The sequence below is a fragment of the Leptospira ainazelensis genome, from assembly GCF_016918785.1.
Classification (GTDB): Bacteria; Spirochaetota; Leptospiria; order Leptospirales; family Leptospiraceae; genus Leptospira; species Leptospira ainazelensis.
In genome coordinates, this window is record NZ_JAFFPT010000009.1 from 53,936 (window position 1) to 73,664 (window position 19,729).

Sequence of the window (19,729 nt, forward strand, 5' to 3'; positions counted from 1 at the left end):
GATTATTCCTTCCATTTGATTGAGCAACCCATCGAGGGTAATTGATTGATAGGAGGCGGATTTCCTTTTACGAGTTGGTGAACTGCGTATTCGAGTTCCTTTCTGGAAATCTGCTTTTCATTCTTCCAATTGTCGTCCATTCTTCCGTGATAGAATAATTTCCTGTCGGCGTCATAGAGATAAATATCCGGCGTACACATAGCCTTCAGGTTTCGTGCAACGTTCTGACTTTCGTCGGCGAGATAAGGAAATGTAATCCCCCACTCCTGAATTTTGGTCGACATCGCCTCCGGAGAATCTTCCGGGTAATCGGGGCGAATATTGGGATTGATCGCAACCGTCTTTACTCCTAAGGAAAGAATCTCTCCCGCAAACCGAATCAAACGGGGCCAGATCGCCTGTGCATAAGGACAATGATTGCAGGTTATAACCAGCAAAAGACCGGTCGAACCCGAGACTGCATCGGAAGAATAAACCTTCCCGTTCGGATCTGGCAGCTCAAAGGATGGTAATAAGGTTCCCAGAGGTATTTTTTCGGATTCAAGAAGAGACATCGGTTTGGACTTAGACTGGAAGCCTATTTATTTCATGAAATTAATTTTTTATCGAAACTCGGAAGAAATTTCGGAAAGATTCTAAAATTCTTTGTCATATTCCGATTTTCCTGTTATTCTTTCCCTATGAAAAATAGACCATTTTCTCCATCTCGTGCAACGATATCTTCTCGAAAAACATCGGCGGCTAACAGGCATAAGTTGGGATACGCCTTCGACCGAATTAAAAGGTCAGTTTTTGTTCCGAGTTTCCTCTTGCTCACGATCAGCCTTCTCTTCTTTTTCCAATGTAATGGAACCCGGCCTTCGACCTTGGGCGCACAGAACGGAAAATTAGGACTTTGTCCGCAAACTCCGAACTGTGTGAGCAGCGTCGTCCCTGAAACCGACTCGGAACACAGCATCAAGCCCTTAAGTTATAAAGGAACCCTCGAGGAAGGAAAGACAAAGTTAAAAACCGCGATAGGCGAAATCTCGAGAACACAGATCGTAAAAGAAGAATCGGATTATCTCTATGTGGAATTTACGAGTTTGATCTGGAGATTTGTGGACGACGTCGAATTCGTATTCGATCCGAACTCGCCTACGATTCATGTGCGTTCCGCGTCTCGTCTTGGAAAATCGGACCTTGGGGTCAATCGTAAAAGAATCGAGACGATCCGCGAAAAGCTGAATTCTCTTTAAACTCGGAACGAAAAACAAATCCGCTCGGAAGAATTTTTATTCTTCATAAATTAAGAATCCGGGAGGCTAATTTTCCAGAGCGGCCTTTTTTCTTTCCGCAAGAGACTTCCAATATCCTTCCGGATAGGCTTTAATTAGAATTTCATAAAATAGTTTTTCCGCGTTCTTTACGTTCACAACTCCTCCGTAAAAGTATTTTCGAAGAGAATCGGACTCCATGGTTTTGATATATTCTTCACCCGGTTCTAGATGGACGGCGACTTTGTTGCCTGAAAAAATTTCGGTTAATTTCGGAGTATCGTCGAGAATTCCAAAAGGATCATCGGGCGTTGTTGGAAGCACCCGCGCCATCAAAATTCCCCCGAAAGAAATTTCTCCGGCCTTGGTTTTGATCGGAAAGGCCTGAAAGGATTTGGAAGGATCGACCGGAAAATTTCGAATCACGATTCTTCGACAATTCTGCCCGCAACTGATTTGATAGAGATAATTGATTCCTGTGATCACGTATTCTTTCGAAGGATCAAAGGATAACAAAAGATAGAATGGAGACAAATAACCGGTCTTTCCCTCGTAATATTGAGTGGACTCAACTTTTTCAACCATAGCCGGCGCTTCGTCGGGATACGGACTAACGTCCTTCGGATTATTTTTGGAGTCTTTGCGAAGAATTTCGGAAAATCGAACTCCGGAAGTACCGAGTTCGTGAAAGACCGTTCCGGAATCCTTACCGAATATGTTAAACAAATTCTTGTGATTTTGATTATAAACGTAAAGGCCGAAACCGATCACTCCAAAGGAATTTTTCTCCCGGTCCGATTTCGGATTTTGCACCCGCACGACTTCCTGCGTGCAATCGACAACTAGGAGAAAAAAAAGAAGTAAAAGAAAACAGTTTAGGATGTTCTGCTTACGATTTCCCATAGAACTACAAAAATAAATTCTTTCATCCTCTGCCAACTTTCTTTTATCGAGGAAATTCTTTTTATCCGCGTATATCCGTTTACAAAGTGCCTAACGGAAATAAGAAAATTATATTTTCTTCCGGTTCTCCTAAGGCGCTGAAATCTTAGGAATGTTTTATCGTCAAAACTCAACCGATGGAATTGGAAATTTCAATCCAAGAAAATAAGACCGGTTTCAGGATTGTACATCTCAAAAATCGATTCGATCACACTTTTTACGGCTCTTCTGCGATGATAAAACTGTATCCGGATCTGAATCGAAACTCCGTCAGAAAATCTTAGGCATCGCGTGGATTTCCTGAAGAGAATGGATCGTAAATCCCTTATTTTTCATTTCCACCATCCCTTTGATGAGCGCCTTAGCGGCGTTAGACGTGGTTAGACAAGGAACCTTAAACCGGATCGCAGCCTGACGAATCGTAAAACTATCGTCTCTCGTCACTCTTGAAAGCGGAGTGTTGATGATCAGGTGAATTTTATTCTCACGAATATAATCCAACGCGGTAGGAAATACTCCGTCGTACACCTTGTTGATCTTGGAGGATAGAATTCCGTTGTCCGATAAAAACTTATGAGTTCCGGAAGTTGCGATCAGGTTGAATCCCAGTTCGGAAAGATCCTTGATATAGGAAAGAAGCTCCATCTTGGTCTTATCGTTGATACTTACGAAGACGGTTCCCTGAGAAGGAAGCTCGTCTCCAGCCATATACTGCGATTTCAAAAACGCTTCCCCTGCGGTCGAAGCGATTCCCATAACTTCTCCGGTGGAACGCATCTCCGGTCCGAGAATGGTATCGACACCCGGAAATTTATTAAACGGAAGTACTACTTCTTTCACGCTCACCTGAGAGAAAGCCATCTCTTTGGGAAGTGGTAGACTTTTCAGAGATTCTCCCATCATGATACGAGTAGCGTATTTTACGATCGGATGACCGAGGGCCTTTGATACAAAAGGAACCGTTCTGGAAGCCCTAGGATTTACTTCGATGATATAAAGGACTTCGTTTTTAACGGCGTATTGAATATTGATCAGACCTTTGACTTGGAGTTCGATCGCCAGAGCCACGGTCGCTGAGCGGATCTCATCCATTATCTTTTTGGAAAGTGTTTGAGGAGGAAGCACACAAGCGGAATCCCCGCTATGAACTCCGGCTTCCTCGATATGTTCCATGATCCCGGTGACAAAAACTTCTTTTCCGTCGCAGAGCGCATCCACATCCACTTCGATTGCGTCTTCGAGAAAAGAGTCTATCAAAAGCGGTTTGTCTTTGGAGATCTCTTCCGCTTTTTCCATATATCGATCCAACTCTTTCTCTTCGTTGATGATGAGCATCGCCCTTCCGCCGAGAACGTAACTCGGACGAACCAGAACCGGATATGTGATCTTTTGTGCGATCACTCTCGCTTCTTCCATCGAGGTCGCGATCCCGCTCTCGGGAGAATTCAGTTTCAATTTTTCTAATACTTCAACGAAACGTTTTCTATCTTCCGCACGGTCGATGGAATCAGGACTTGTCCCGAGAATTTTCACTCCCTTTTTTTCCAGATCCTTTGCGAGTTTCAGAGGAGTCTGACCACCGAATTGAATGATCACACCTTCGGGTTTTTCGTTTTGATAAATTCTAAAAACGTCTTCCAAGGTAAGAGGTTCAAAATACAAACGATCCGAAGTGTCGTAGTCGGTCGACACGGTCTCCGGATTCGAATTGACCATGATCGACTCGATCTTGAGATCCTGAAGCGCATAGGAAGCCTGGCAACAACAGTAATCAAATTCGATCCCTTGTCCGATTCGGTTCGGACCTCCACCGAGGATCATCACCGATTTCGCGGGGGTCACCGCCGATTCATCTTCCTCGTCATAAGAAGAATAAAAATACGGCGTATAGGCTTCAAATTCTCCCGCACACGTATCGATCCGTTTATAAACGGGGAGAATTTTTTTAGAATCCAGTTCGGCTTCTATCGCTTCCTCCGTTTTTCGGAGAAGATTCTGAATTTCGGTCTTCTTAAGATCTACGCGGAGCCCGCCGTCCAAAAGTCCCAGGATTTCCTTTTTACTTTTTAAAAAAGCGAGTTGTCGATTGGAAAAGCCGGCCTGTTTCATCTTTTGAAGAATCGGACTTCCTTTTTCGGAATATTCTTTTTCGAGTTTAAGAAGATCTTCCATCTGCCAGAGGAACCAACGATCCACTTTGCAGAGATCGTGGATCTGATCCACGGAATAACCTTCGTCTAAGGCGAGTTTGATATAAAAGATACGTTTGTCGTTTGGACGTTTCAGAAAAGAATCGATCCATTCTTTTCTTTGATCGGAGTTTAAGCTTCTCGAATATAATAATTCTTGAAAATATCCGTCCGAACCGAAACCGTAACGGTCGGTTTCCAGGGATCTAAGAGCCTTTTGAAAACTTTCCTTAAAAGTCCTTCCGATCGCCATAGCTTCTCCGACGGCTTTCATCTGAACTCCGAGGGTGTCGTCCGTTCCCGGAAACTTTTCGAAAGCGAATCTAGGAATTTTAGTGACTACGTAATCGATCGAAGGTTCAAAGGATGCGGGTGTCACACGGGTGATGTCATTCTTAATTTCGTCTAACGTGTAACCGATGGAAAGAAGAGCCGCAATTTTTGCGATCGGAAATCCGGTGGCTTTGGAAGCCAGTGCGGAGGATCTGGAAACCCGAGGATTCATCTCGATCACGATCACGTCTCCGTTTTCCGGATTTACCGCGAACTGGATATTGGATCCGCCGGTTTCCACTCCGATCTCTCGAATGATGGCGATGGACATATCTCTAAGATTTTGATATTCCTTATCGGATAAGGTTTGCTGAGGGGCAACGGTGATCGAATCGCCCGTATGAACTCCCATAGGATCTATGTTTTCGATAGAACAGATGATGACGACGTTATCTGCGAGATCCCGCATAACTTCGAGTTCGAATTCTTTCCAACCGAGAACTGATTCCTCCAAAAGAACCTGACTGATGGGAGAAGCCTTGAGTCCTTTGGAAACGACTTCCTCAAAAGTTTCTTCGGTGAAAGCGATCCCTCCTCCGGTTCCGCCGAGGGTAAAGGCCGGCCGAACGATCAGAGGAAGCCCGAGTCTTTTTTTGATTTCCCACGCGTCTTTGAGATTATTTGCGAGACCGGAATCCGGAACTCTTACTCCGATCTTCTGCATCGCCTTTTTAAAAAGATCTCTGTCTTCGGCTTTTTTGATAGCTTCGACTTTTGCCCCGATCAATTCCACATTGTATTTTTCTAAAAGTCCGGCGTTGTTGCAAGCAAGCGCGAGATTGAGTGCGGTTTGACCGCCGACAGTCGGAAGGATTGCGTCCGGTTTTTCTTTCTCAAGAATTTTCTGAACCACTTGAACCGTCATCGGTTCCACATACGTGGCGTCCGCGAGATCCGGGTCCGTCATGATGGTTGCAGGGTTTGAGTTTAGAAGAATTACACGAATTCCTTTTTCTTTGAGGGCTTTTGCGGCTTGAGTTCCCGAGTAATCGAATTCACATGCTTGACCGATTACGATCGGACCAGAACCCAGGATGAGTACAGAGCGGATATCTTCTCTTCTAGGCATACTGAAAATACAGCTTTTTAGTTCACCGCTATCCTTCAAGCATCAATTTGACGATGGCAACAAATACTCTCCTGCTTTCTTAAATTTTCCGGAAGAAAGCAGAAAGCTATAAAGAAATTCCTTGAGAGAAGAACATTGTGAAATCGGAAGGGAATTCGTATTCCAAGGATCGCCGATTCTATCATAACAAGCCCAGAGAACGCCGTCTTCGGAAGGAATGTAGATGAGTTTGCGATTTCCGTTCTGAAACATTCTATGTTTGGAGACGATGACACTTTCCTTTGCATAAGAATCTCCGATGGAAATAAACGGAAGATCACCCGATTCGATCGAGTGAAGCTGAAGAATGTTAGGATAAAAGATCCTTTGCCTTTGAAAAAAATGATTTCCCCGATCGCTAAACCAAATCCCGGTTTCTCCGTAGACGGCTCGATTGTCCTTCCAAGAAGGGGATTGAAACGCAAAGGAAAGATCTCTTCCCGGTCGACTTCGGACCTCATCCTGAATCAGTTTTTGATCGTCAAAAGTCTCGAAATATTCCGAGACAAAGTTCAGAAGGGTCGGAAACAAATCCAAGGAACTGCTGATACCCGAGAACGATTTTCCAGCCCCCGCGTTCGAAGGATATTTGATGAGAAGAGGAATGCGAGTGACCGCTTCTCCCCTCAGATGTTCTCCGTGTCCGTGGCTGTGATCCGCTTCAAAAAGGGATTCTCCGTGATCGCTCGTAAGAACTATCAGAGTAGAATCGTAAATTCCTTCCTCCTTTAACTTCTCGACGATCTTTCCGACCGATTGGTCAAAGGAAGCGATGGAAGCCTGAAAGAGTCCGTTGATTTGATTCTGATCCTCTTGCTTCAACTCCGAAGAATCGCTCGGGTCCACAAATTTAAAGTATTTAAATTTTCCATAATATTCAGGATTTGTAAATTTTTGATAAAAAGGAAACGGAGGACTGAACGGAAAATGTGTTACTGAGGAAAAGAATACCGTAAAAAAAGGACGTTCCCCTTTTTTTAAACCGGGCAAAAGATCCGGAAGAATTTTAGAATCATCTCCCAAACTCGGAAGGCCTTTGAGGGACGAAAAATATTCTCCAACAAAGGGAATCGAACCCGTTAAAATCGGGAGAAGAAGAATCTGAGATTCTAAAATTCTCTGAGCCGTAAGAGTTCCCGCGTGAAAAATCGGAGCCTTGACGGATTGAAACCCCCAATCGGCCCGGGGAAAAATATCCCCCGCAAAGGAAGAGACTACGGAGGTTTCGTATCCGAGTTCGGTCAAAATCCGAGGAAGAGTTCTCGAAGAAGCCCGGGTCATACCCGAGCGATCCTTTGCATCGGGAAACATATCCTGGATTCCGTGGATAAAACTCGGTTGTCCGGTGAGAAGATCGGCCCAGGCCGGAAAAGTCCTCGGGATCGTCGTATGGTGATCCTGAAATCGAATCGAATCCTTTGCCAATAAATCGATGTTAGGCGTAAGCCCGTCCTTGCCTTGCGAATATCCCATCTTATCATAACGCAGACTGTCTGCGCTGAGAATGAGGATATTCGGAAGATTTTTGGAAACGGGGGGTTTGGTTTGGATTTTAGAATCCTTTCCGCTCCAGGAAATTCCCAACGTTACAAGAAGAACTCCGAACCAGACAAACTTAGATCCTTTGGAATTTTGGAAGATCGCGCTGAGGAGATAAACCGAGGAAACGATCCAAATTCCCAAAACGTTTCCTAAAAGATGAAAACAAAATACGAAAAGACAAAATAGGACAAAAAAACTCAAGGATTCCCATTCTTTCCTGAACACAAAGGAACGGATTCTCCATCCCATAAAACCGCCTAACAATAAAAAGGCGAACATCTGCGGAATCCAAGGAGAAATTCGATCCGTGAGGAAGAACAAAAGAGGACTCAAAAAAGAAAATCGATAAAAGAAAAATTCTCCGTAGAGTTGAGGATAAAAAACAACGGAGTGAATCCAAAGTAAAAAAACAAAAACTGAAAAGACGATGACTTCTTTTTTGAAGGAAAGACGAATCGTATCCTCGGACTCCTCCCCCGCTCCAAAAAAGAGCAATGCAATCGCAGAAAAGAGAATTCCGCTAGAGAGTAAAGTTCCTACGTAGTCTTTTAGAAACAAAGGAAGAAAGGACAAAAACAATGACTTAAATTCGGAAAGATCGACTCCCATAATTTGAAAAGAGGAATTGAGAATCAAAGTTACGAACGAGATTCCCATTCCGATCGCAAAAAAGCGAACGTAACGCTGAAACGAAGCGTTTTTCAGGATATTTTGAATTTTTTCCAAGTTGATTTTTCTCGTTTGTTCTTTAGGGATGAGTTCCATTTTACTTCAAGCGGGACTCAAACTCTTCCGCAAGTGAATCCTTAGATCGAGCTTCAGTTTTTTTTAACGTAGCAATTTTCGAGGCGAAATATTCGATTCTTATAATATAACTTCCCTTTGTATTTACCTTTCGATTTTGTAAGAATAATTTCAAGGTGGGCCATGCTCATATAGAGAACGGCCTGTTCCATTCTTTCCCGCAATACAACTGAACCTTGAAAAGAATCTGTCGTAACAACGACAATCCTCCGAAAAAGTCGCGCCCCGCCCTGATCTAGGGTGGAGGGGCGGGTGGCGGAAAACTCCGGGTGACTTTTCTCTATCATAAAATTCCGCTTCTCGCAAGTAAAAAGTCTCGATGTAGGAACTCCTAAAAAAAATCCTCTTTCGATGTTGACGATTCTGAATAGCTCTACAACCCGTGAATCAGTTTACGCAGAGTTTGACCAAAGTGAACGCGAAACATTAGTATCGAAGGGTCAATCTTCCAACCCCGATTCTTCCGGCTCGGCAACTTCGTCGTCATCCGTTTCTGATTCGAAATCTTCCATTCCTCTTACCTTGTAAGTCAAAAAATTCTTTCCAAACTTGCGGGTCACAAAATCGGGCCAACCCGGTGAAACGGGAGATTGGACAAAAACGACTACGGTGGATTCTTCCTTCAAAAGGGCTTCGGCGAGATTTTTCAATTTTTCATTCTTCTTATCCCAAAAAGAATACGGGGGATCTAAAAAGTAAACCTTCGATTTTTCCGGAATGTCGAGTTTATCATAAAAACGGAATACGTCTTTTCGAAAGATTTCCCTTTGTCCTCCGATCTTATCGAATAATTTTCTAAGGCTGTCCGATCTTTCCCAAGCGAGTTCGTATAAAACCACTCTCGCGAATCCTCTGCTTACGGCTTCCAAAGCCATCTGGCCCGAGCCCGCAAAAAAATCTATAAACGCAGCGTCTTCCGGAATCAATCGTCCCTTCAAGACCAAAGAACCTAACACATCAAAGACGGATTTTTTGATCACCGCAGGAGTGAAGTTCATATTTCCAGCGATTGCAGGAGGCGTTTCTATCGACTTACCCTTCAGCTTCCCGGTTTGCACTCTGAGTAGTTTCATGTCTGTGCCTCCATTTTTTTATCGATGCTCAATTCTAAGATTCGGATTTTCTTATTGAGTTTTTCGGTCGATTTCCATTCTTTCAATTTGGAAAGCACCTGTTTTGCTTCCGAAAACTTTCCCGCTTCAAACAAGATGCAGGCGTATGTGTAGAGACCTTCCGCATAACGCACCGAAGCGGCTCCGTGTTCCGAAAAAATCTTTCCCCAGTGGATTCCGGCGGATTCGTCCTCCAATACCAGACAACGTTCCAAAAATAAAAAAACGGAGTTATAAAAAATTCCGGGATGAGACGACTTTTTTTCGTAGATACTCCTGAGAGTTTTATCGATCTCTTCGGGATCCTTCTCGGCGGCCGTATACAAAAGAAGAATTCGATAGTCCACTTCTTCTTTCCGAAGCGCGGAACGCGATACCTTCACAAGGGTATCATAGTTCCCCTTCTTATAAAAATCATAAACGTCGCTGAAATCTGTGGGAGAGACTGTTTTTTGAGGAGAGAGAAAAAAAAGAATGATTACAAACCCGAGGAACCGGGAGGCAAAATTCTCTTGGAACTGCCTAACCGGCCGGGTATTTTTCAAAGTTCGATTACTGCCGCCGAACCGCACATGGGACAAATGGCCCCTTCCGGACCGTAATCCTCCGCTTCAAAGGCTTCTTCTTCCCAGCGGTGGTCGCAATCCTCACATGCAAACGTTACAACGTCCTCATCCGTAGCATTTTCATCATCTCCGGTTTCCAGTTCAAACTCTTCGTCAAAATCGTAATCGTAGGGCATACATCCAACGGAATCAAAGGTGCCTTCAGTGTCAAGTTTTAGGGCCCGAAACAAATTCAAAAAATACGTGAACCCTGGATAGGCGGGTAAAAACTGGGACGCATTATGCTGTATCAGTCCGGCCTGAAGAGTTACAAAAAAAAAACCAGTTATAAGCCTTATATTCTTACGATTCTTTTGATTACCTTAGGAGGGGTCGGATTTTTTTTCCGGCAGGACATCAAGAATCTCTTCGCGGGAGATCGGAAAATTCTTCTTGAAAAAGAAAGAAAGAACGTTCAGCAGCAAATTCTTTCCGGAAATCTGGAAGAAAGTTCAGTCAAAAATTTTCAGAGTGCGGCGAAGGACTACGTTACCTCAAATCCGACGGACGAACTCGGTTATTTTTACAGTGCATTAGGAAACTATTATTCTTTTTTATTAAACGGTTTTTCTTTCGATTCAGGCACGTTAGTCAAGCTTTCCTATTCCGGTTTTAACGACTTCCTCAAAGAGGACGCTTCGTATCTTCCGATCTTGGAGGAAATGTATCGCAACGGACTTCGCGCCAAAGCGATCGATCCTGCGATGCGCGAGAATCCGGATAACGAGGTTATGATCGCGTTCGGCGAAACGATCAAACAACACCTTTCTCGAAAATCCCTCACGAGTCTTTTGAACTCGATTCCTTACGACAAGGTCAGCCCCGAATTTAAGACGGGTTATACTTGGATCTCCCTTTTGGGAGCTTCCCTTTCCGGAGATACCGAATTTTTAAAGAAGAATTTAGCGAGTCCCGAATCCACAGGCTCGATTCTACTCACGGAAAGAGAAGCACACTTTTTAACGGGACTTTCCGAATTCCGCGCGGGCCAATACGTCTCCTCTTTGAATTCCATCCGAAAAGTGAGAAACGAAAACGAAGACTTTATCACGACCGGATCCTGGATCTTAGAAGCTAAAATTTTCAGACTTCAAAATCTTCACGCAAAGTCGATTACGATCCTGGAGGAACTTTTTCCGAAAGCTGAAGAAAGAAAGGATGAAATCATAAAACTCGCGAGAGAGATTATCGAAGAAAAACCGCTTCTCAAAACGAAACTCAATCTGGAATTGGAAACGGATCAGTAGAATTTCGCTTCAATGAAAATGTTAAACGAAATGAAATTGGATAGAACCTCCTTCGCTTTTCAAAAAATGTTTAGTTTGGCATTCTTTCTTTACGCAACCTTTACAACGATCGCTTGCGGTTTAAAACCGGTTCCCCCTCCCGAAGGAAAGTTCTGCGATACTTGGCACAAACCGGTGGAGTGTGTGGACCTCGATTTTAGAAAAGGGATCGCCGATCTTGGACAAGGCGTCCTTCCGATGGAGATGAAAAGTGTAGTCAATTATAGAATCGTCGTCGACCACAATCAGACTGTCCTCGTGGAAGTCCTTCACGAGCATAGGGTAAGAATCACGTTTCCCGGTGCGGAACCGAGGCTCTATCTTAAGATCAGAGACAAAGAAGATCGTAAGAGAAGATGGGAAAAAGCAAAGGAAGAATGGAACGAGTTTTTTAAGTAAGTCTTGCGTCGCGACCCATAGAGAGCGGAGCATTGAGATCGTGCGGATTCTAAATAGCATTCCAACCGGATAGGCAATTAGGGCGCTGTCCCTTTTGTAAGAAACAAACACTTGTGAAAGAGACTTATATCGAGTAGATTACGAAGCAATCGTATCGAGAGAAAAGTAATTTACCGATCGGAAGCAATCGAAAGAATTAGATGGATGGCCGAACGAAAAGATTCAAAAAAGAGCCATTCGGTTTCGATCATCGAAGACAATCTTCATACGGCCCTCAATCTTCAAGAACTACTTTCCAAATCCAGCGATCTCCAATTCTTAAAACACTATCCGAACGCACAAGAAGCGATTTCAAAACTACCGAACGAAGCGCCGGACATCGTAATCCTAGACATCGGTCTTCCGGGAAAAAACGGTTTGGAATGTATGCGCGAACTCAAAGACAAAACACCTAACACAAAATATGTGGTTTTCACCGTTTTTGAAGACGAGGAAAAAATCGTGGAAGCGATTCGCGGAGGAGCGTCCGGATACCTATTAAAGGACACCTCTCCGGAATTATTTCTCGCGGAACTCAGAGTGATCGTGTTAGGCGGCGCTCCTCTTACTCCCCGGATCGCCGACAAAATCATCCGAGAATTCACAAAAAAAGAGGAAACTAAAAATCCTCCGATCGTAAACACACTGGGTTTAACCGAAAGAGAATTGCAGATTCTAAACTTCGTGGCGTTGGGAATGACCTTCCCCGATATCGCGGATGAATTGGATATTTCCAGTCATACGGTGAGCAGACATATCGAAAAGATCTATAAGAAAATGGAAGTACATTCCAGATCGGAAGCCATCATTCGGGGAAGAAGAATGGGGATCATCAGAGACGTTCCCGGTTATCCTTAGAGGCCGCCGATGAAACGGATCGTATATTCAATTTTTATAATTCTTCTTTTTTTGATCGTGAACCGGTGTTCTCCTTCAATCTCGTCCAAAGAACGTCCGACCGCACAAAAGGGTTTGATCGACCTGAGAAACTTCGATCTCAACGAAAAGAGCACAACTCTCGACGGAGACTGGGAATTTCTCTGGAAAGAACTTATTCCGGGAAATCAAACCTTTCCAAAAAAACCGCTCTACGAACCGGTTCCAGGAATATGGAGGGATTACGATTCTTCTTATACATGGAAAGGTTATGCGACTTATCGTTTGCACGTGTTATGCGATTGGAATCGGCCGAGTATAAAAATTAGAATTCCGAGACTTCCCGGGGTTTACGACGTATATTTTGACGATCACAAAGTTTATTCGAACGGGCTTACGGGAACCGATAAGATCGATACGGTCTTCCTGGCTCATCCTCTGGTTACGAGCGTAGTCGTTCCATCGGGAGATTTTTGGATCACAGTCGTCGTTTCCAATTTTAAGGGAAATTATCTCAAAGGCGGGATCCGTAATTCTTTTCGAATCGGAAACGGAAACTCCGTCGATCTGGAGGAAAGACGAGAAGAATGGTTGGAAATCATTTTAATCACCGTAATTTGTTCCTTCGGGATCTATCATATCGTATTCTTTTTTGCTTATAGAAAGGATCCGGTTCCTCTTCACTTTGCGGCGTTTTGTTTTTTGGTGTCTCTTTATACGTTTATCACTTCCGGAATTCAATACATGGCTCTTCCGAGTCTTTCTCTCGATCTTAGAATCCGAATCGAATTTTTTTGCGAAGTCTCTTTTTTTCCCACGGTCTATCTGATTCTTAGGAGAATGTTTCCCGTTCAATTCGGGAAGAGATGGATTCGAATCGCGATCGCGAGCACGATTGTATTCGTGATCGGGATTCTAGTCTTGGACGAAAACAATCTGGTTCGATTGTATTCTCTGTTTCTCTATATTCCGCCGATGTACGCGATCCCGATTATCGTTCCCGCGTTTTTGGCGTTTCGGAATCGGGAAGATAGATCGAGAACCATCCTACTCACCGGTCTTGTTTTGGCTTTTACGATGATGAACGACGTGATCTACGGTTTGTTCGAGGTTTACGTTTTGTTTCCTTACAGTTTTCCGTTGGGGCTGGTCGTCTTCGTCGCACTGAATTCTTATATCATTTCCTCGAGATTTACGGAGGATCTGGAAAAGGCGAAGGAGTTCGCACAACTTCAAATCAAATATAACGAACAACTCAAACTTCAGGCGGAGGAAAGAACAAGAATCGCGTCGGATATTCACGATACGATCGGTTCCGAACTGACCGCAATCCTATTCGAATTGGAATCCAAAAACAAAGAAGACTCAACTCTCAAAAAACTAAAAGCGGAAGTGACACATCTGATCTCGAACGTAAGAGACATCGTATTTCTTATGCAACATTCGGGAACCCACAAAGAACTCGTGGAGGATGTGATGATCCGATACGCCGAAAGAATCCAAGGCACCGGATCGATCCAAGTAAAAACTGAAATCGAAGAGGTTTCGGACGTTTTACGATTGGATCAGTGTCTTCATATACAGAAAATTTTTCTGGAATTAATGTCCAATATTCTGAGGCATTCCGAAGCAAAGAATATTCAGATTTTCTGGAATACGGATGGGAAAGTCCTTTTTCTAAAAATTATCGACGACGGGAAAAAGTTCGACACGAACGAACTAAATTCTTCCGGAATCGGCTTGAACAACATTCGGATGCGGGCGCAAAAACTAAATGCAAACTATGATTTTCTGAGCAAGAACGAAGAAAACCAATTCGTTCTGTCCATTCCGATTCTTCCGTAAACTCTTTTTATCCTAAGGATTTCTATTGGGACTATTCTTTCCATTGGATCCATTTTACTCCGAGAGAAATTTCTCTCGGAGTAAAAACTTCCCTTTAGAGACCGGAACCGAATTCGTTTGAATTCGCCCCCGTACCTCCAAGTCCACCAAGTAGTCCGGAACCGAGAATGATACTGGAAGCGGCCGCGATATTGTTGGTAACAGGTACCAGTCCCCCCACAGAATGAAGAACACGAACGGAGTTGCCCGAACCGCCGATGATCAGATCCATAAGACCGTCTCCATTGATATCTCCGTTCGAAAGGGCGCGACCTGGACTGGGGACACCCGGTGCGGCTGCGTAACTTCCGGAATAACCGATACTGAAACCTCCGCCCGCTATCGTAATGTCGGCCGCATTTGTATCCACAGTCGGTCCGTTACCGACGGCCGGGGTCATAAAGACCTGGACCGCATTCGGATTTACGGAAGAAAATATAATATCGGCTTTTCCATCGGAATTCAAATCACTCGCAACGAGAGAAGAACCGATCGTTTGTAAGTTCACTACCCCATTGAGGACACGATGAGCGCCGCCGATATTTGCGGTCGTTACTCCTCCGGGACCACCCGAAAGAAAAAGAACAATTCTTCCTTCCATATTGCTCGGGCCGGGAACCGTGCTTGCCTGTATAAAGAGCGGGGCGCTTCCTATTATATCGTAAAAACCATCCCCATTGATATCTCCGAGCGCCACACACGCTCCAAAGAGAGCGGGTCCACCGGGAATTCCGGCAACAGCGTTGGTATTTCCCGTATTGTTCGTGAGCGTATTCGGCGCGGCCGCCGTCAATCCACCCGGAGTAGAGCCGTAATAAGTATAAATTCTACCCCAATCATCCCCGGTGCCATTATTGTAGCCGGGCGAACCCACCGCGATATCATCCGAAAATCCACCTCCCGAATTTCCGTTCATATTTCCCATAGCAAGGGAATACCCGAATCGATCACCGGTAGCCGCGCCCGTTTTAAAGGAGCTCGCTCCGACTCCGGCGCCATTCACGGTTGCGTTTGCGATCCCGGGCCCTCCCGTAGAATGAAAGACATAAATTCTTCCCATGGAAGCATTGTAACCCGGTGCACCTACAACCACATCCGCAAATCCGTCCCCATTGACATCTCCCGCAGCCAGCGCATCTCCGAATTGATCCGCATTTAGATTCCCATTGAGAATCGTATTTGCAAAACCCGAGAAGGAGGTCGTTACGCCCGCGTCTCCGGAAGAATGAAAAACATAAACTCGGCCGACAATACCAGGCACGGGGGGCGTTGCACCTACGATCACATCGGCAAATCCATCCCCATTGACGTCTCCCGTTGCAACGGTTTTCCCAAATCGGTTTGCCGCACTTCCGGTTATTACGCGACTTGCAAACGTGGCATTTGTCGTAGTAATTCCCGCAGTGCCGGAAGAATGGAAAATATAAACAAGGCCCTGACCGTATTCTGCAGTGACCAGATCCACGTAACCATCCCCGTTGACGTCCTTGTTTGTACCTTTTCGTATATTGTTCACGAGCGGGGAAATCGTAGAATTATTCGAAGTATCCGTCACTCGGACTAAAATCGTGTGCTGTGTGTTTGGCAACCAAGCATTCGGACCGGTAGCGGGAATCGGATATTTCCAAGAAGTAGTTCCGATCATTCCCGCAGAAGTATATCCGAGTCCGTCGATGTTAATTTCCACACTTGCGATCCCTCTTGCATCGGCTGCGGTTCCGATCACAAATCCGGATTCTAAAGTGCTATTGTTTCTTACGTTTTGAATTGTCACCGTCGGTGGTGTCACATCTGCAGCCAATCCTGTGGTAAAAGTCCAACTAAATGCGGGGGCCGGTGGAACGGAGACGATCGAATTTCCGACCAAATCTTTTACCGTTACGATGCTCGCAGTATAAGTAGTCCCTGCATTGAGAGGAGTCATCGCATTGGGGACAAAGGTTGCCGTAGCCCCCGAGCAATTTACGATGCCTCCAATTCCATTATCGACTGTAAAATTCAAGGTAGAACAATCTATGGATTCATTAAAGGAAACCGTAAGATTCGCGTTTGTTGCGACACCGGTCGCGGCCGCAGCCGGATTCACGAGAGAAACTTGGGGCGGAATTACATCGGCTGCCGATCCCGTAGTGAAACTCCAGGAATAATCCGCGGTCAGAGCATTGTTGGAACTGTCAGTAACCGTATTTGCAATTTTCACGGTATAAGCGGTGTTGAATGCCAAAGGCGGCAAAGCGGGAGTAACAGTAGCGGAGTTTCCGTTGCAGTTAATATTGACGGGCATTACGGTACCAGGAGTTAAAGGATCATCGTCTAAGGTAATCCCTCCTAAAACGGTACCACAGTTCATCGTTTCGTCAAAAGCGATGTTTATACCGCCGTTGACGGGAACACCTAACGCTGCGTTGGCGGGTGTTACAAAGACGACGTTCGGTGGAACCGCCTCCGGTCCCGGGCCGGTTCTAAAGTCCCAGGTAATGGGGACTAAGGGATTATTGGATGAGTCCAGGGCGCCTGCGTTGACTTCCACAGTATAAAACGTATTGAATGCGAGTGTAGGATTGATCAACGGATCCGGTGTCCAAGTCGCAGAAGTTCCAAAACAGTTTACGCTACCCGCTAGATATACACCCGGAGTAGCTTGCAGTCTCAATCGAAAAGAAGCTATATTTATGGAAGCGCAAGACATTGCTTCGCTGAAAACTACGGTAGGATTGATATTGACTCCAACCCCGACCGCGTTTGCAGTTGGGACGGCGAACGTAACCGTAGGCGGAGTAATATCCGCCGCAGGTCCGGTCGTAAATGTCCAAGGAGGGACTACCCCGATCGAGATTCCGAACAAATCGGTAACCGCATTGGAAATATTCACGGTATAAGTAGTATTGAATGCCAATGCCGCCGTGGGCGTAATGGAAGCCGTGGATCCGGAACAGCTTACCGTTACATTGACCGTTCCAGGTAAAAGAGGATTATCGTCTAAGGTAAAATTGCCGGCAATGGTAGCACAATTGATCGGCTCGCTAAACGCCACACTGACTGCGGCATTTGTAGAAACTCCTTGAGCATTTGCGCTCGGAGACGAAAAGGAAACAGTCGGTGGAGTGATATCGGGTCCGGCGCCGGTCGTAAAAGTCCAGCTCTGCGGCCCCGGGAGCGGATTGTTGGCGAGATCTCTCATGGCCGCAGAAAGGTCTACTCGAAATACCGTATTTGCCGCCAAAGGATTGACCGGACTCAAAGTCGCGCTCGAACCTAAACAGGTTACGGTTGCCGCTTCTGCTACGTTCGTCACATTATTTTTCAAAGTCCAATTGGTATTATCCACCGTTGTACAATCCATCGTTTCCGTAAAAGCGATCTGGATGGAAGAATTATTAGGGACCAGAGCTGCCCCAATCACAGGAGTTCTCAAAGATAAAGCCGGCGCTACCACATCCACGATGTTTGCCGTAGTAAAACTCCAAGAAAAATCCTCTTTCAAAAAAACTCCGGTCGTTGATTTAATTTCTTTAACAATCGTTACCGAATACGTTGTGGAAGCAGCGAGTAAAGAATTTGGAGTAAACACAGCCGCAGTTTCGCTCAGTGCCAAACTTCCCGGGATTAAAGCGCCGTTTTGTTTTAATTGAAACGTGGAAGAATTCACCGAAGACGGATCGAGAGAACTGCTAAACGCGACCTGAATCGCGGTATTTAGAGGGATTCCGGTCACACCGGATCCAGGAGTGATTTGTGAAACTGAAAACAGATTTGTTTTATTGCCAAAATCCAAATAAGCAAGAAAAGGTAAACTATTCTTGTTTCCGCCTACGCAACTTACGTTTGCGATTCCTAATAGAAAAATAAAAATAATTCTTGTGATCGTTTGCAACTGAATCCTCCAACAAAAACCGAGTTCTTTCTATGGATTGACGGCCTTCATCGATAAGATTAACATAAGCGCCCTTCTTTTACACTGCACGTTATAACGTGAATTCTTTAAGTCGCTTTCTAACCGGAAGCATAGATTTCGGCAAAAAAAACCGTCCAAATCCTAATATGAAAAGATTATGATAAAAAATGAAATTAAGCATATCGATTTAGTTACAAAAAAAAGAAGACCCGTGAAACTTCTGGGAGAAATAAAAAGAAAAAATTTTCATTTTATAAAGGCACCCTATTTATAGGAAGGCGAAAAAAGTTTTCAAGTTTTGAAGAATGAAAAGTAAAACTTTCTGAAATCGGAACAAGGGCGCTCGTTCGCATTCCGAACAGCCCAAAGATCATTTTAATTCATTTGCAGGAAGAATAAAAATCGGTTTGTATTACATTTAAATTTAAGAATATTCCATTTCAATCATATAACAGTCTGTCCGATCACCAGATTGCCGGAAAAACGGAGCCCCATTGGCAAAAAAATCGTCCGAATGGAAACGATCCATGAATTTCGTTTTGGAGATTTTTTACAAACAGAAACCGTTAATCCGAATTGGCCTGATTGATCCGAGCTTCCACTGAAATTGGACCGGAAAGAATCGTAATGTTCACGGATCGGATGGAAGGTTCGAAACGATGCAATCGATCCAGTTTCACGAGCAGATCCCGGAGCAACAAAAGGACAACGCGGGAATTGGCGCTACCACATGCCGTATTCGAGGAATGTTTCCAAAAAGTACGAGGTTCTTGCATGTCCCAATCGTGAGGATAAAAAAGTTTTTTAGAGCGGATTGTAAAGGATTCCAGAAGAGCCGAAATCGCTTCCGGATTGCGATCAGCGACGACTTTTACGTCCAAAACAAACCATTCGTAAAATCCCAACTCGGGGTGTTCTAAGATATCCCGGTATCCATTGACGGCGATTACAAGATTCTTAAGTGTTCTTTCAAAAAGAAACTTCCTAAACCATTCAATCCAAAGGATTATCGGCGGAATCAAGGCCAAAACTTTCACCGTCGGCGATTCGAAAACAAAGGGAAGCAAACAAAGAACGTAAAAGGTCGGAAGAGAAAACAAAAGAAGAAATATTACAAAACTATAATTTACGATCCAAAAATCCGCGAGAAAAAATCGAAAATATCGGTTGAGTCCGATCCAAAAAGAACTCCCCGCGATCGATTCCCCAAAGGTCGCGAACGTTTTTTTCAGCCTCCCCGCTTTTTCCGCCCGAGATCGTTCCCGTAAAGTTTCGGTCCGCTCCGATTCTTTCAGTTTTTCCCTTTCTTGAAACGCTTTTTTAACCGGGTCCATAGGGATCTTCCTTTTCAAAAGTCCGCAGACAAAAGATACATAAAGTTTACAGAATATTCTAAAATTTGAATTTTATAAGTTCAAAACCGCCGGCTTCTTTCAACTTTCCGCACTCAGAAACGGTT

14 protein-coding genes are annotated in these 19,729 nt (G+C 44.5%); 5 read left to right on the forward strand and 9 right to left on the reverse strand.

The genetic code is table 11. The annotated features are described in order from the left end of the window. Nucleotides 1-2: 2 nt before the first annotated feature. On the reverse strand, nucleotides 3-554 hold the full coding sequence (locus tag JWG44_RS01800; RefSeq protein WP_205273252.1) for a thioredoxin family protein: 552 nt from the start codon (nucleotides 552-554) through the stop codon (nucleotides 3-5). A gap of 255 nt (nucleotides 555-809) precedes the next feature. Here JWG44_RS01800 and JWG44_RS01805 point away from each other — a divergent pair, with 255 nt between their 5' ends. After that, nucleotides 810-1,238: a DUF1499 domain-containing protein gene (locus JWG44_RS01805; RefSeq protein WP_232371434.1), complete on the forward strand. Its 429-nt coding sequence runs from the start codon at nucleotides 810-812 to the stop codon at nucleotides 1,236-1,238. A gap of 66 nt (nucleotides 1,239-1,304) precedes the next feature. On the opposite strand, the gene lp30 is transcribed toward JWG44_RS01805, so the two are convergent. The 6 genes from lp30 to JWG44_RS01835 form a co-directional block, all read right to left on the reverse strand. Then, the gene (gene lp30, locus JWG44_RS01810; RefSeq protein WP_205273254.1) at nucleotides 1,305-2,159 is read right to left on the reverse strand and encodes a plasminogen-binding receptor Lp30; all 855 of its coding nucleotides are present in this window, start codon (nucleotides 2,157-2,159) and stop codon (nucleotides 1,305-1,307) included. 309 nt (nucleotides 2,160-2,468) lie between these two features. Then, a complete protein-coding gene (gene carB / locus JWG44_RS01815; protein WP_205273255.1) occupies nucleotides 2,469-5,789 on the reverse strand; it encodes a carbamoyl-phosphate synthase large subunit in 3,321 nt (1,106 codons plus the stop codon). A gap of 42 nt (nucleotides 5,790-5,831) precedes the next feature. Then, a complete protein-coding gene (locus tag JWG44_RS01820; protein ID WP_205273256.1) occupies nucleotides 5,832-8,135 on the reverse strand; it encodes a sulfatase-like hydrolase/transferase in 2,304 nt (767 codons plus the stop codon). A gap of 479 nt (nucleotides 8,136-8,614) precedes the next feature. Beyond that, a complete protein-coding gene (locus JWG44_RS01825; protein ID WP_205273257.1) occupies nucleotides 8,615-9,247 on the reverse strand; it encodes an RsmD family RNA methyltransferase in 633 nt (210 codons plus the stop codon). After that, nucleotides 9,244-9,831 (reverse strand): hypothetical protein, encoded by a 588-nt coding sequence (locus JWG44_RS01830; RefSeq protein ID WP_205273258.1) that lies wholly within the window; start codon nucleotides 9,829-9,831, stop codon nucleotides 9,244-9,246. Before JWG44_RS01830 ends, JWG44_RS01825 begins: the two co-directional genes overlap by 4 nt. Then, entirely contained in the window at nucleotides 9,828-10,028 is a 201-nt protein-coding gene (locus JWG44_RS01835) for a hypothetical protein (protein WP_205273477.1), read from the reverse strand. The genes JWG44_RS01830 and JWG44_RS01835 overlap by 4 nt, the downstream gene beginning before the upstream one ends. A gap of 105 nt (nucleotides 10,029-10,133) precedes the next feature. Between JWG44_RS01835 and JWG44_RS01840 the strand changes: the two genes are divergently transcribed. The 4 genes from JWG44_RS01840 to JWG44_RS01855 all read left to right on the forward strand — a co-directional run bounded on the left by JWG44_RS01840 (nucleotide 10,134) and on the right by JWG44_RS01855 (nucleotide 14,336). Next, nucleotides 10,134-11,138 carry a hypothetical protein gene (locus JWG44_RS01840; RefSeq protein WP_205273259.1) on the forward strand — a complete coding sequence of 335 codons (1,005 nt, stop codon included), beginning with the start codon at nucleotides 10,134-10,136 and terminating at the stop codon, nucleotides 11,136-11,138. 18 nt (nucleotides 11,139-11,156) lie between these two features. After that, nucleotides 11,157-11,576 (forward strand): LIC12806 family lipoprotein, encoded by a 420-nt coding sequence (locus JWG44_RS01845; RefSeq protein WP_205273478.1) that lies wholly within the window; start codon nucleotides 11,157-11,159, stop codon nucleotides 11,574-11,576. 204 nt (nucleotides 11,577-11,780) lie between these two features. Then, nucleotides 11,781-12,473, forward strand: coding sequence for a response regulator (locus JWG44_RS01850; RefSeq protein ID WP_205273260.1), 693 nt, complete (start codon nucleotides 11,781-11,783; stop codon nucleotides 12,471-12,473). Between the two features lie 9 nt (nucleotides 12,474-12,482). Next, nucleotides 12,483-14,336, forward strand: a complete 1,854-nt coding sequence (locus JWG44_RS01855) for a sensor histidine kinase (protein ID WP_205273261.1) — start codon at nucleotides 12,483-12,485, stop codon at nucleotides 14,334-14,336. A gap of 94 nt (nucleotides 14,337-14,430) precedes the next feature. Here the strand turns inward: JWG44_RS01855 and JWG44_RS01860 are convergent, their stop codons facing one another. Further along, a complete protein-coding gene (locus JWG44_RS01860) occupies nucleotides 14,431-18,249 on the reverse strand; it encodes an Ig-like domain-containing protein (RefSeq protein ID WP_205273262.1) in 3,819 nt (1,272 codons plus the stop codon). A gap of 587 nt (nucleotides 18,250-18,836) precedes the next feature. Next, entirely contained in the window at nucleotides 18,837-19,604 is a 768-nt protein-coding gene (locus JWG44_RS01865) for a hypothetical protein (RefSeq protein ID WP_205273263.1), read from the reverse strand. Between the last annotated feature and the right edge of the window lie 125 nt (nucleotides 19,605-19,729).